Source organism: Psychrobacter sanguinis (genome assembly GCF_020736705.1).
GTDB lineage: Bacteria > Pseudomonadota > Gammaproteobacteria > Pseudomonadales > Moraxellaceae > Psychrobacter > Psychrobacter sanguinis.
Genome location: NZ_CP085990.1, coordinates 1,261,021 through 1,274,682, shown reverse-complemented (window position 1 = coordinate 1,274,682; position 13,662 = coordinate 1,261,021). Strand labels below are relative to the sequence as shown.

11 protein-coding genes are annotated in these 13,662 nt (G+C 41.4%); 4 read left to right on the top strand and 7 right to left on the bottom strand.

The genetic code is table 11. The annotated features are described in order from the left end of the window. Positions 1 to 25: 25 nt before the first annotated feature. The 5 genes from LK453_RS05390 to glyQ all read right to left on the bottom strand — a co-directional run bounded on the left by LK453_RS05390 (position 26) and on the right by glyQ (position 7,216). On the bottom strand, positions 26 to 1,198 hold the full coding sequence (locus tag LK453_RS05390; protein WP_201537602.1) for an META domain-containing protein: 1,173 nt from the start codon (positions 1,196 to 1,198) through the stop codon (positions 26 to 28). Between the two features lie 57 nt (positions 1,199 to 1,255). Beyond that, the gene (locus LK453_RS05385; RefSeq protein ID WP_007395918.1) at positions 1,256 to 2,392 is read right to left on the bottom strand and encodes a 4-phosphoerythronate dehydrogenase; all 1,137 of its coding nucleotides are present in this window, start codon (positions 2,390 to 2,392) and stop codon (positions 1,256 to 1,258) included. 8 nt (positions 2,393 to 2,400) lie between these two features. After that, positions 2,401 to 3,735 carry an AI-2E family transporter gene (locus LK453_RS05380; RefSeq protein WP_007395919.1) on the bottom strand — a complete coding sequence of 445 codons (1,335 nt, stop codon included), beginning with the start codon at positions 3,733 to 3,735 and terminating at the stop codon, positions 2,401 to 2,403. Positions 3,736 to 4,052: 317 nt separating this feature from the next. Continuing rightward, complete coding sequence (glyS, locus tag LK453_RS05375; RefSeq protein WP_007395920.1) at positions 4,053 to 6,146, bottom strand: glycine--tRNA ligase subunit beta; 2,094 nt, start codon at positions 6,144 to 6,146, stop codon at positions 4,053 to 4,055. A 116-nt stretch (positions 6,147 to 6,262) separates the two neighbouring features. Then, positions 6,263 to 7,216, bottom strand: a complete 954-nt coding sequence (glyQ, locus tag LK453_RS05370; protein WP_007395921.1) for a glycine--tRNA ligase subunit alpha — start codon at positions 7,214 to 7,216, stop codon at positions 6,263 to 6,265. A 535-nt stretch (positions 7,217 to 7,751) separates the two neighbouring features. On the opposite strand from glyQ, the gene LK453_RS05365 reads away from it, so the two are divergent. Beyond that, complete coding sequence (locus LK453_RS05365) at positions 7,752 to 8,771, top strand: IS701 family transposase (RefSeq protein ID WP_201599183.1); 1,020 nt, start codon at positions 7,752 to 7,754, stop codon at positions 8,769 to 8,771. Between the two features lie 106 nt (positions 8,772 to 8,877). Here LK453_RS05365 and LK453_RS05360 read toward each other — a convergent pair whose 3' ends face one another. After that, the gene (locus LK453_RS05360) at positions 8,878 to 9,090 is read right to left on the bottom strand and encodes a PspC domain-containing protein (RefSeq protein ID WP_007395922.1); all 213 of its coding nucleotides are present in this window, start codon (positions 9,088 to 9,090) and stop codon (positions 8,878 to 8,880) included. A 660-nt stretch (positions 9,091 to 9,750) separates the two neighbouring features. On the opposite strand from LK453_RS05360, the gene nadR reads away from it, so the two are divergent. Then, entirely contained in the window at positions 9,751 to 10,791 is a 1,041-nt protein-coding gene (gene nadR / locus LK453_RS05355) for a multifunctional transcriptional regulator/nicotinamide-nucleotide adenylyltransferase/ribosylnicotinamide kinase NadR (protein ID WP_007395923.1), read from the top strand. A 115-nt stretch (positions 10,792 to 10,906) separates the two neighbouring features. Continuing rightward, entirely contained in the window at positions 10,907 to 11,641 is a 735-nt protein-coding gene (pnuC, locus tag LK453_RS05350) for a nicotinamide riboside transporter PnuC (RefSeq protein WP_007395924.1), read from the top strand. Between the two features lie 173 nt (positions 11,642 to 11,814). Here the strand turns inward: pnuC and htpX are convergent, their stop codons facing one another. After that, positions 11,815 to 12,714 (bottom strand): protease HtpX, encoded by a 900-nt coding sequence (htpX, locus tag LK453_RS05345; protein WP_007395925.1) that lies wholly within the window; start codon positions 12,712 to 12,714, stop codon positions 11,815 to 11,817. 419 nt (positions 12,715 to 13,133) lie between these two features. Here htpX and LK453_RS05340 point away from each other — a divergent pair, with 419 nt between their 5' ends. Continuing rightward, positions 13,134 to 13,583: an Mpo1 family 2-hydroxy fatty acid dioxygenase gene (locus LK453_RS05340; protein ID WP_007395926.1), complete on the top strand. Its 450-nt coding sequence runs from the start codon at positions 13,134 to 13,136 to the stop codon at positions 13,581 to 13,583. The last annotated feature ends 79 nt before the right edge of the window (positions 13,584 to 13,662 follow it).

Sequence of the window (13,662 nt, the reverse complement as noted above, 5' to 3'; positions counted from 1 at the left end):
TTAACTAAAATGTTTCAAGCCGTTTTTACCATTTGGATGTTTTCTCAACACTTCTCCAAATAAGCTGCTCTCCAGTATCTAGATCTTGTATTAGTATATAAGTGCCCTCTGCCAATTTTAAATCCGTATTGCTAGAAGCCTTATCTTTATTGTCCTTATTATTTGGATAATAGTTTAGGGTCAAATGACTGGTTGAGTGGTGCATAAGCTCCCTTAGGGTTTCCTCAGCTTTTTCGCGTGCCCTACCACAGCCCATCACAGTTTGCATACCATAACCAATAAGCAACTTATTCGTGGGTGTTAGTACGTATTCACCACCGATGCCATTACAGTCTGAATTGAAACTGGCATGAGAAAACGTGTCATTATTATATAAATCACGTTTAACAGTATAAAAACTAGCAATGACAGGAATATCCGCATAATTAAACGCTTCAATTGACTTGCCATTAATATCAATAGCTTGCCGCAATTCCCAATTAAAGCGTTCAAGGGTGTCTCTATTTAACAAGGTATTTTCGATACTGGTTTTAGAAACAGGTTTAATAGTACCCTTGAGGACTATTGTCGTACTTTTCTTAGGATATATTTCGGCATCTAAATGAATAGCTAAATAGGCATTATCCGGCAGTGTAGTAGGAATATCAGTGGGTTGCTTGTTTTGAGCAAGCCATTGAAAACCAAAACTTTTAGAAATATATTGCGTTTGTTGACTTTGTCTAAATATTTTTTTGAGTTCTGACAGCGCTACATCTTGGTCATCTGTTCGCTGTGAATCACAACTAGACTTCGTATTGATACCATCATAAACATAAGGGTAGTCCCCTGCTAACATATTCAAAAAAGACATATCATAGCGCTGACAATGGTCTTTAAAAACCAACATATTCGGGCGTATGTCTAGGGTTAAAGATTGAAGATAATCGATAGGCAAATTTTGTTTTGAATCTTCTATCTCCACCACTTTCCATAGGTAGCGATTGAGTATCGAGAAAGCCGGCTGTTCATAAGTAGGCTTTGGGGGTTCAGGATAAATAGGTGTTTCAGAGGACTCAATAATGATTATTTCACTGTTTGGGTTGGGCGACTGTATGCTGAAAGTTTTTTTACTATTAGCATCATTAGAGGCACCCGCGTTTAAAGAGGATATTATCAGTAAGCTTGTTACTAGAAGCTTGTAACTCTTTAATCCCTTCATACCGTTGCCTCTTGCTTCCTCAAAATCGAGTTTAGATAGTAACTGATTATAACAACCCTATTGAAACAGCCACTCACGGCGCAAGGCATAATTTTTGCGTAATGCATCGAAGTCAGGACCCAGAACGGCATGAGCTTCATTATCAACACTTTCTCTTAACAAGGCACCATCAGCTTCAATATCATAAAATTTAGGCAACTGCTCAGGCGCCTGTTTTAACTGCTGCCAGCGATACGGATTCTCTGGTAACAGCTCATCCATCAAATATACAGCCTCTACGGCGACCTCTCCCAAGCCTTGAGGTCCAAAGACATTCAAAAACTCATCAAAAATTATTTGGGTGCCACGCAGTTTACCCTCAAGTGTGTAGCCAGCAATATGCGGTGTGGCAATGGACAACTTATTAAGCAGCCCAGCGGTGACAACCGGCTCATGCTCAAACACATCTAATACCACTTGGCGCTGAGGGTTGTTATCAAAATCAAGCAGTAAATCTGCTTCGCTAATCACCGGCCCACGCGCTGAATTGATTAATATCGTGGTATTAGGTATTTTTGTCAGTGCTTGTTTATCTATCAAGTGATAGGTCGGATAGTCGCTATCTTCAACTTCAGTTAGCGGCACATGCAGGCTAATGACATCACTTTGGGTCAATACTTGTTCAAAGCTAGCATTATTAATATCAGACGCTGGCAATAAAGGGTCATAGCCGAGTACTTTCCAACCAAGGTCTGCCGCATAGCCCGCTAAGGTACTGCCTATGTTGCCTAAACCGATAATACCCAACCTAACGGACACGGCTTGGCTGTCACTTATGCCGGAGTTATCAGAGAGCCAATACTGCGGGCGGAGATTGAAAATAGCGGTCAACACATACTGCGCTACCGAGTGTTTACTGCAACCCGCGGCATTCGAAAAATAAATGCCTCGCTCACGTAAATAGTCTTGGTCAACATGATCAGTCCCAATAGTGGCAGAGCCTACGTATTTTACGCTGTCATTATCTTTTAAAAGCTCAGCATTAACCTGAGTAACTGAACGAATTAATAAGGCATCCGGCTGATACTCAGCGATCATCGCAGCATCAATATCACGTCCTGCCACGGCAATGACGTTAATAGTCTGCTGTAAAATCCGTTCATTAAAATAATCGTGTAAATGGGCAATATTACTATCCGCAAGTATAGTGAGCATGATAGATACTAATCCTTATCTGAATGAGGGGGCGATTTTTGCTCTGTCGCCTCGCCTGACTGCGTCTCGCTACTCTCTGGCAGGTGTGGTTTTTTATTGCTTATGTGTTCGCTACAGTTGTCATCATCACTGATTATATCCACTTTATCTGCCCCATGTAGCGCTGAATCAGCAAACGGATACTTGCTAAACGACACCACATCTGGAGAGATTTCAAATGACATTGGACGGTCTGCAGGCTTCCACTGATGCTGGTTTAGCTTGGCATAGTACGGTGCAAAAATAACATTGCGGTGTTGATTAATCCACTCACGCCATACAGCTAACGCAATGGCCAATACCACAGGGCCAATAAATAAACCCACAAAGCCAAAGGCCGTTAAGCCGCCCAATACCCCAATAAAGATAATAATAAAGGGAATTTTGGTAGCACCAGAGATGACAATCGGCCGAATTAAGTTATCAACCCAACTAATCACCAACATCCCCCAAAGTGCCAAACCAATAGCTTCAGGGGTGTGCCCTTGAGTCAATAACCAGATAGCCACGCCCATCCAGGCAAAGGGAGTACCAAAGGGAATTAGCGCCACAACGAAGGTCATCAAAGTCAATAAGATAGGACTAGGCGCCCCTGCAACATAATATCCAATACCTGCCAATATGGCTTGGGCCAATGCGGTCAAACCAATACCATAGACCACCGCTTGTGTGGTAGAGCCAACAGAATCGATATAATCATCAATACGATTGCCAATAATATTACGCAGCGCCTGACGGATTTGCTTCATCAAATTAATGCCATCACGGTAAAAGAAGAAGATGGTCATTAGTGCCATACCCATTTTGGCCATGGTACTAAGTGCCACATCTAGGGCTACTTTTCCATAATACAAATGCGACTGCAACCAGGCTCGAAATGCACTCAATGATGCTTCTGGATCTTTGTTAATTTCCCACAAGATATCTCTAACTTGCTGACCAATGACCGGCAGATTTTTGATTTCTTCAGGAAGGTCAACATAGCCCACTTTAATTCTATACAATAAATTGCTGTACAAACTCACTGCTTCTTGCTGCAGTACAAAAAGACCTAGGACTACTGGTACGCCTAGCATCAATGAAATACTCACCGTCATGATACCGGCACTGATATTGGGGCTAAGTTTAACTTTTTGATGAAAGAAATTATAAACAGGAAAGGTCACGTAGGCCAAAATAGCGGCCCATAGAGCTGGCACAATAAAAAACTGCACAACTCTAAAGCAAAGAATGAATAATATCACCAATAGAGTAGCTGTCAGCACCCGTTGTGTGACCCGCTCCCGTGTCCAATTTTCAATCATACCAAGCGCATATCCAAATTATGTGAGGGAAAATAACTCAATCTAGAAATAATCTAATAGAAAAATTAGACTGATTTGTAACAACCATATCAGGCCTATTATGCGACAACAACCTTTAAATGAGTAATGATAACTTGTAACTTTTACTTACAATATTACTGCTAGAGCCACTTTGCTATCTCTGACGATAGTTAGCCTCCTAAATTCAAGTTTAAATAGATTTCGACGCGTAAAAAGAGGGCAAAACAAGATGTTATGCCCTCTTTTAATGATGTATTAACTCAACAATAAGCTTAGTCAATACATGACAATACCGATTAAATCTGTAATTCACCCACATCGGCTACGGTTAAAAATAGCTCACGTACTTGTTTTAGCAAGGTTAAGCGATTGGCTTTCAGTGCCTCATCTTCACTGTTCACCATAACATTGTCAAAGAAACCGGTTAGAGGTGCTTCAAGCGTCGCCAAAGACTGAAGAATCTCATTATAGTTGGCGTCTGCTTGTAAAGGAGCAACCGTCGCTTCCGCTTTGGTCACTGCTTGATATAACGTTTTCTCAGCTTCTTCAGCCAGTAAGTCTTCAGTTACTTGATCACTGACTTCGCCTTCAGACTTGGCGAGGATGTTGGCCACACGTTTGTTAATCTCAGCCAAAGTAGCCGCTTGTGGTAAGTTGCGGAACTCGCTCACCGCATGCAGACGTTGGTCAAAATCTAAAGGTACATGAGAGTTAATTGCTAATACGGCTTGGATGCTATCGACACTGATACCTTGTTCAGTGTACATCGCCCGATAACGTGAATTGATAAAGTCCATAACCTGAGTGAGCGTTTTGCTCTCATCAGCCAGTTTACCTTGATAGTTATTAATCGCTTGTTCCACCAGCTCTTTCAAGTTAATCGGTAGCTTTTTCTCGATTAAAATACGCAGTACCCCAATGGCAGAACGACGTAAGCTAAACGGATCTTTAGATCCTGTAGGCGCTTGATCGATACCAAAGATACCCACTAAAGTGTCTAGGCGATCGGCTAAGGCCAAACAAATACCAATTGCTGTTTGTGGCAATACATCACCACTGAACTTAGGCAGATATTGCTCTTCAATGGCTGCAGCGATGGTTTCAGGTTCGCCATTTAGACGGGCATAATAAGTCCCTGCCACCCCTTGAAGCTCTGGAAACTCACCAACCAAAGTACTGGTCAAATCTGCTTTTGATAGCATGGCTGCGCGCGTTGCTTGTTCAACCTCAATATCGGCATAATCAGCAATAGCATGCTCTTTTAATTGGCGAGCAATAAATGTGGCTAATTTGGCAATACGTTCAGATTTTTCCCAAATCGTTCCCAACTTATCTTGGAAAACACGATTTTTTAGACTTTCTGCCATTTCGATTAATGGTTGCTTCTGATCTTGCAGGAAGAAAAACTCAGCATCTGCCAAACGCGGACGCACTACTTTTTCATTACCACTGACCACTTGGCTGGGGTCTTTTGACTCAATATTACTGATAAAGATAAAGTAAGGCTGTAGCTTGCCTTCTTTGTCGGTTAGACAGAAGTACTTTTGGTCCGCTTGCATGGTGCTAATTAAAGCTTCTTGTGGCACTTGTAAGAAGCGTTCTTCAAAGCTTGCACGTAAGGCCACTGGCAGATCAACCAATGCCGTCACTTCATCTAATAGGTCTTGAGGCACAATGGCTTCGGCGTTGACTTCATCAGATAGCTTCTGTACCGCTTCAACAATTAACTGCTGACGGCGGTCAAAATCAACGATGACTTTTGCGGCTTCTAATACGCTTTCATAATCCTTAGCATGTGGAATGACCATAGGCTCTGGTGAATGATAACGGTGACCCAAGGTTTGATTGCCTGACTGCAAGCCTTGAATGGTGGCCGGAACAACTTGGTCGTCTTGCATCAATACCAACCACTTCACAGGACGTACAAACTCCTCACGGCTTGCTCCTGAGCGCATACGCTTGGCAATCGGTAAGTTATCTAGAGCATTTTGGAAAATATTAGGCAGCAGCTCAGTGGTTTCTTGACCTTGAACGGTAAGCTCATAACCAATGTAGTCACCCTTATCAGTTTCAATGGTCATCAGCTCACTGACATCAATGCCCAAGCCTTTGGCGAAGCCTTCTGCCGCGCGCGTCGGTTTGCCTTCACTATCGTAAGCTGCTTTGACCGCTGGGCCACGCTTTTGCTCAATACGGTCAGGTTGTTTGTCACTAATACCTTCGATAAGTAACGATAAGCGACGTGGTGCTGCCATTACTTTTAGGCTGTCATAGCTGATATCAGCATCTTTCAACTGACTTTCGACACTGGCTTGTAATGAATCACGTAATGGCTTAAGGCTTTTTGGTGGTAGCTCTTCACTACCCAGTTCAAATAAAATTGTACTCATGAGACTCTCTGTTTTAGAAGATGTTATAAATATTTATAGGCTATAAACGGCGATAAGAAACTGATTTATCAATTTTTCAGATGTCACCACACGCAGAGAAAAACAGTTATTAATAGCTACTTTTCTGCTTTCTTATCCGCTGCACTCTCATCTTTCGGCAAATACTTGTTAAGAGCGGCTTCTTTATGTGCCTCATCTGCCAACGGGAAGCCAAGCTTAGCACGAGCTTGAACATAGCCTTGTGCTACTTTGCGGGCCAAAGTACGTACTCTTAGGATAAAGCGCTGACGTTCAGTCACTGAAATAGCACCACGGGCATCCAATAAATTAAAGGTATGAGAGGCCTTTAATACCATTTCATAGGCCGGTAATGGTAAGCCTGCTTCTACCAACTTATCTGCTTGTTGCTCATAAAAATCAAACAAATCAAACATCTTAGGCACATCAGCGTATTCGAAGTTATAGGTCGACTGCTCGACTTCGTTTTGATGGAACACATCGCCGTAAGTCACTTTGCCAAATTCACCATCGGTCCACACCAAGTCATAGACGCTGTCTACGCCCTGAATGTACATGGCCAAACGCTCTAGACCGTAAGTAATCTCTCCGGTAACAGGGAAACACTCAATACCACCAACTTGCTGGAAGTAGGTAAACTGGGTTACTTCCATACCATTTAACCAAACTTCCCAACCTAGTCCCCATGCACCTAAAGTAGGTGATTCCCAGTTGTCTTCTACAAAACGAACATCATGAGTCAACGTATCAATACCGATGGCTTCTAATGAACCCAAATACAGCTCTTGAATGTTAGGTGGATTTGGCTTCATGACCACTTGGAACTGATAATAATGCTGTAAGCGGTTAGGGTTATTACCATAACGGCCATCTGTTGGGCGACGTGAAGGCTGCACATAAGCTGCGTTCCACGCTTCTGGGCCTAAAGAACGTAAAAAAGTTGCGGTATGAAAAGTCCCCGCACCCACTTCCATATCGTAAGGCTGAAGTACCACACAGCCTTTTTCCGCCCAATAAGTTTGCAAAGTTAGAATCAGTTGTTGAAAAGTCATAATATCGCCACGTGTTGGTTTTGATTAAATAATGAAATAAGAGTAAATAAGTCAGTCAAATGCGACCGCCTATCGTTAATTTTTTGAGGGGTAAGCTTTAATACGCTCACCTTACTAAAAAAACGCTATTTTATCTATATTGTAAGCCGAATTGATGCAAATATAGACAAAAAAATACCTAGACGGCGAACCATCTAGGTAGGAGGAAAAGTATGCTATCGTGGCCAACTAAGTAACCACTCCTGTTATTGTATTTATACGAACATCTGTCAAACTATTGAATGCAATAAACTAATATCTAATAAACTAGAATTTAGTCCCTCTTTTAAGATGGACTAAGAATGGTCGAGTGACAAGATTTGCGTCACTCTAAAAAAACCATTCAATGTTTATCTCAATGACAGCTAGATTATTTATATTGTTATTATATAATTATTTATAATATACAGGGTTATCTTAATGTTTCAGGATTAGGACTTACGCAAAACCAGAGATATATTGCCAACCTAAAGCACAGCGTAGTACCATAATAGTCATGAAGAAGCCTAAAGTAACCCGACTAGATTATTGCCAATATCTCATGGTGAGCCAAATAAACTACACCATCACCAACTATGCTGATCATCATCCTGAGAACATCAGTCATGACCGTATCAACCGTTATATTAAAGGTGACAAGCTCAAACCTCGTCTAGTATGGGAACAAGTTAAACAAGACATTGTCGCCGATGCTGAGGGTTACTTGCTCTTTGATGATACCGTATTAGACAAAGATCACAGTCATAAGATAGAACTGGTCAACCGCCAATATAGTGGCAATGCTAAACGATTAATTAAAGGCATTGGTCTTGTAAACTGCATCTACGTTAACCCGCATACCCAGCAGTATTGGGTTATTGACTACCGTATTTACGACAAAGCCATCGATGGTAAAACCAAGCTTGATCATTTAAAAGATATGTTACGACACACGATCGAGTACAAGCAATTGGTATTTAAAACGGTGCTCATGGACAGCTGGTATGCCACTAAAGATATCATGCTGACTATTGATGGTTTAGGTAAAATCTTTTACTGTCCGCTTAAGAGCAACCGTTTGGTTGATGATTCTAAGGGGCAACGCGCTTATACCTCAGTCAGTGCTTTACAATGGACTGAGGCCGAACAAGATAATGGCAAATTAATTAAGATCAATAAATTTCCTAAACACTATAAAGTGCAACTGTTTCGGGTTGTGGTGAGTACTCACCGCACGGATTGGGTCGTAACCAACGACACCACTCAAACAAATCGTGATGACGTACAACAGGTGTGCGCCATACGCTGGAAAATTGAGCAGTTTCATCGTGAGATTAAGCAATTAACAGGTATAGAGTCTAATCAGTGTCGAAAAGCACGTATTCAGCGCAATCATATTTGCTGTTCTATATTAGTTTGGATAAGTTTGACCCGTATTGCTAGGCAGACAAAGAAAACGGTATATCAGTTAAAACATGGCTTGCTGGATGACTATCTCTGCGAGCAGTTGCGCTCGCCTAGACTGATTGTTGCGTAAGTCCTAAGGATATTACGCATAGAGCGAACACCCTGAATAACTTACGCCTGAGTTACATGCTTACTCATCACTTCTCCAGTCTTGTTCACCATTTTCTAATAAAACACTACACATAAGACTCTGCGGTAGCTTTTGGCATAATCAACCAAAGAACCAAGTAAACTAGAATACCGGGGACGGCGGCACTGGCACTCGAAATTATCACAAACAAAATACGTGTTAAGTTCGGTGACCAACCAAAATATTCAGCAATACCGCCCATCACTCCTGCTATCATACGGTGGTTACGTGAACGGTGTAGTTTTTTTAATTTTCCCATAATATTTTTCTCCTTTTAAAATATCACTGTACCAAAGTGAATCGTTAATCAAGTATGCTAATTGAACGTCATTTTTGAAAATAGGCACTTTAGATTTAAATGACTCAAAAACTAGTTACTTAAAAAACTGACTTAAATTCGAAAACCCAATTAAACACTTGGTTAAAGATCCGATTAAAATCCAATTTAAGAATTGTTAAAAAATTTTTCAACCATTTATTCAAAAAAATTAACTAGAAGCAAGTCAACGAATTAACCTTATTTGGCCATGATATCCTATAAATTTGTTACAGTAGAGTTTACATCTACCCTAATCAATTTAACTTATATTATTATAGCGCTCATTAAAAATATTGCTGTTTATGGTTTGCACTAACTTTGTAACTTTGTACTAAAAAAGCCTTACTCAAAACTGGCTTATCATGTAATCAATTTGGTAGATAAGGCTATATTTTAACTTCTGTTCTAATAAACTTATCAACAGAGCAAGCTTAGTCACTTTTTAAAAATCCGGATTATTTTGACAGCAGATTGAGTGGCAAAAACTCAGTACTTAAAACCAAAACACTATTAAATAAAACTAAAATAAACTAAAACAAACCTCTTTATCAAATCTATCGAACACGTTAAAAACCTAATTGAGTAAATAAGGATTAGATTATGCAAAAATCAGGACTAATGATTGGCCATTTTGAGCCGCTACATTTGGGCCATATTCGCAGTATTTTACATGCTTCATCGTTGGTTGAAGTTTTACACATTGTCATTACCAAACACCCCAACCCCAATCCTAAATTTCCAGTCACATTGCAAGACAAAGCGCGTTGGCTACAAATGGCATGCAGTGATTTGCCTTTTATCAAAATTCATACTTGTGATGATTTCTTGTTCCCGGTACACGATAGTATTGAAGATATTGCCATCAATATTGATGCCTACAATGCCAAAATTGATTATATTCAGGACAAATTTCAGATCGATGAAGACAATGTGCTATTGGTGACTGAAGGCCATCCTTTATCGAAACCTGCGGTCACCTCAGCGTTAAACATTGACGTCACCACAACGCCACTTCATCCTGAATTTGATAGTACTGCTATTCACTACAATCCTATTGCCAACTGGGATATCATCCACCCTGAAGCACGTGGCAGCTATACGCGTACAGTCGCTATTGTCGGCGGTGAAAGCTCGGGTAAAACCACCTTGGCCCATAAGCTTGCCAACTACTATGGTGCTGATTTGGTACTAGAGATGGGCCGACTCTATGTCGGTACTGACCTTGGTGGCACTGAAGAAGGGCTGCAATACAGTGATTATGGTCCCATTGCTTTAGACCATGCTCAAGCGGTGCGTGAGACGATGTACCAAGCCCAATCCCCTATTACTATCGTTGACACTGACTTCGTCACGACTCAAGCATTTTGTGAGGAGTATGAGGGTCGTAGCCATCCTTTTGTCACAGCTTGTATAGAAGAGTTTCGTTTTGACCATACCTTATTTTTGGCCAACAATACGCCTTGGGTAAATGATGGTATGCGCTCGTTGGGCAGTCATAATGATCGAGAACGTTTTGAAAATAGGCTGAGCGCAATTTTTGAGCGTCATCATATCGAAACTCATCGCATTACTAGTCCAGATTACTTTCAGCGGTATCAGGATGCCATCGCCTATATTGACCAACACGTTTTTAATAAATAAACTGCCATAACAAACGAACGGTATAACAAGCAAATCGCTTCTATAGATAGCCACCTAGGTCTGTGCTTAAGCCAATCACAAACCTTGTCGCTGAATTGTCAGATTAAGGACTTACATGCGTATCCAACTATTAGATAACCTCACCGGAAAATGGGCAATGCAATGGATTGTTGCTTGGTTTGTCTTCGGTGTCATAGCACTCAGCACTGGCTTTTGGCTGACCACAGAACATACCCAGCTAGACTGGTTTTACTTAGGTGTTTCCTTAGTAGGGCTGGGCTGTGTGGTGTCTTTGTCTTTCCGTAGGAATGTGATGGGTAATGGCCTAGGCATGGCGGCCACCGCAGGTGAGGTGGTGGTTCAAGGTACTTCAGGCGCTGTGGGTCTCATGCTGGCCCCGCTGTTTAACTTTTTTACTCATGTTTATGGCTTATTTTACTGGTCAAAAAACACTGACCCCGATGGCAATATGGTCCCCAAATCAGCCACCAAGTGGGTGTGGATAGTGACCCTCGCTTTTATCGCCATTGGTCTGACTTTATTTCCTATCGTTAACGAATGGTTGGCCCAAAAGGGCTATGCCGTGGTGCAAGATGACGGTAGCCAGTTCTTAGGCATGATCGACTTCTACTGGATTAACGTGTTTGCTTTTGTACTGTCCATTACCGCACAGGCAACAATGATCCTTCGTTACTCTTTTAACTGGTGGATATGGATTGCAGTGAATTTTGTCTGGTTGATTGTTAACTTGATGACTGGTAACTATATCTTTGCCATTCAAACCATGGTCTATCAGATTAACTCATTCATTGGGTTGTATGAGTGGCAACGTAGTGCCGAAGAAGCCTAGCAATCAGTTTATAGTGCGTTTTACTGGCTATCCATAGCTATCAGTGGCTGTCAAACATAGTAACTTCTCTACATAAAAAAATACCGCGAATCATTCGCGGTATTTTTTATGCTGTATAAGTAATAACTTCTAAATATCATCACTCATTAAGCCACCAAAGAATCAAATCAAGCCTAGTTAGCGTTTCTCAACGCTGCAATACGATCATCTAATGTCGGATGCGAGCGGAAGAAATTGGCAATACTAAAGCTTTGTGATTGACCACTAGAGATGGCAAAAGCTTGCATACTCTCTGGCATCTGGTCTGGACGCTGTTCCGCAGGACGTAATGCATCAAGCGCACTGATCATCTTATTGCGACCTGCTAATTTGGCGCCCATCGCATCGGCACGGAATTCACGTTGACGTGAGAACCACATAACGATGGCCGAAGCTAAGAAGCCTAGTAAGATATCCATCACCATACTGGTAATGAAATAACCGATACCTGGGCCGTCTTCGTTTTTAAACACCACTCTGTCGACGAAGCTGCCAACGATACGAGCAAAGAACATCACAAAAGCGTTCACTACCCCTTGTATTAGGGCCAACGTTACCATATCCCCATTGGCGACGTGACCAATCTCATGTGCCAAAACGGCCTCTACTTCATCAGGAGTCATAGTATGTAGTAGACCAGATGACACCGCTACCAACGCTTTATTTTTATTCCAACCGGTAGCAAAGGCATTGGGCTGAGAGTTATCAAAGATACCCACTTCAGGCATATCGATATTTACTGCTTTGGCTTGCTTCGCTACGGTCTCTACCAACCACTGTTCAGTCGAATTTCTGGGTTGCTCAATGACCACCGTACCGGTTGATCTTTTGGCCATCCATTTTGATAAAAACAGTGAAATCATTGACCCCACCATACCATATACGGCACACATCACTGCCAAGCTACCGAAATTTACACCCCCAGCACCATGAACGGAACCTAGGCCAAAAAAGGCGGATAAAATACTAAACACAATACCGAAAACCACCAGTACTGCTAAGTTGGTCAATAAAAACAGGCCAATACGCATCATACGTTTATACTTCCTTTAAATATATTTAAGAGACAGCCCTCGATTATAAATATTAGCCAAATCTAATCTTAGGACTGCAACTGTCATGCATGACCTAATAAAATGGGGCCATCCCCTAATAAATCAATATCTCGTGCCTGAGGCAAATAACTGGTTAGCTTATTAAATTGCTAATGGAATAGTCATTCGCTAGAGGAGTTTACTTTACAACCGCTTACTGCAATAATGAATGAACTGAATAGATATACGATGAGGTTTACGCTCTATTTTGTCTGTACTATCTATTCCGTACTATTTATTGTGGCTTGCTACTTAGTATGACCTGCTGTCTACTATGGCTCGTTTTATTATGACTCGATCAGTTAGTACAAGCTCATTTTCCCACGTTCATTATTTTCATCACTAATAAGGATATTAGGATGGCATCACGTAAACGCTCTACAAAGCGTAGCTTAGACCAATGGTTAGCAGAATATGCTGTTAGCCATCAAAACCCCATTAATAAAAAAATCCACTGGCTATGTGTGCCCACAATTTTTGTGAGTATTTTGGGTATGGGTATGTCACTTGCTGCTTGGTTGACTATCGTACTCGCTATGCTAGTGGCCATCTTCTATCTTAGACTGTCTACCCCACTATTTATCGCGATGGGCATATTTATGTTAGTCAGTATGTCAGCCATTGCCTTACTACCTCTAGGCTTTAAAGCATGGGCTCTGATCTTTGTGGTGGCATGGATTGGACAGTTCATCGGTCATAAAATAGAAGGCAAAAAACCCTCATTTTTTGAAGATTTACAGTTCTTATTGATTGGCCCAGCCTGGGTAGCCAATACCTTAATGGGACGAAAAAACAAACCTGCCGCCTAATCCAACTTCGGGTTATCAACAGTTATAACCAAAAGACAACCAAATGGCTGCGTTTTAGGGAAGACTAATCTCCAAAACT

What these genes read in the sequence shown, in the direction of transcription:
- LK453_RS05390 (WP_201537602.1), bottom strand. Translation starts at nt 1,198, where the DNA reads ATGAAGGGATTAAAGAGTTACAAGCTTCTAGTAACAAGCTTACTGATA.
- LK453_RS05385 (WP_007395918.1), bottom strand. Translation starts at nt 2,392, where the DNA reads ATGCTCACTATACTTGCGGATAGTAATATTGCCCATTTACACGATTAT.
- LK453_RS05380 (WP_007395919.1), bottom strand. Translation starts at nt 3,735, where the DNA reads ATGATTGAAAATTGGACACGGGAGCGGGTCACACAACGGGTGCTGACA.
- glyS (WP_007395920.1), bottom strand. Translation starts at nt 6,146, where the DNA reads ATGAGTACAATTTTATTTGAACTGGGTAGTGAAGAGCTACCACCAAAA.
- glyQ (WP_007395921.1), bottom strand. Translation starts at nt 7,216, where the DNA reads ATGACTTTTCAACAACTGATTCTAACTTTGCAAACTTATTGGGCGGAA.
- LK453_RS05365 (WP_201599183.1), top strand. Translation starts at nt 7,752, where the DNA reads ATGAAGAAGCCTAAAGTAACCCGACTAGATTATTGCCAATATCTCATG.
- LK453_RS05360 (WP_007395922.1), bottom strand. Translation starts at nt 9,090, where the DNA reads ATGGGAAAATTAAAAAAACTACACCGTTCACGTAACCACCGTATGATA.
- nadR (WP_007395923.1), top strand. Translation starts at nt 9,751, where the DNA reads ATGCAAAAATCAGGACTAATGATTGGCCATTTTGAGCCGCTACATTTG.
- pnuC (WP_007395924.1), top strand. Translation starts at nt 10,907, where the DNA reads ATGCGTATCCAACTATTAGATAACCTCACCGGAAAATGGGCAATGCAA.
- htpX (WP_007395925.1), bottom strand. Translation starts at nt 12,714, where the DNA reads ATGATGCGTATTGGCCTGTTTTTATTGACCAACTTAGCAGTACTGGTG.
- LK453_RS05340 (WP_007395926.1), top strand. Translation starts at nt 13,134, where the DNA reads ATGGCATCACGTAAACGCTCTACAAAGCGTAGCTTAGACCAATGGTTA.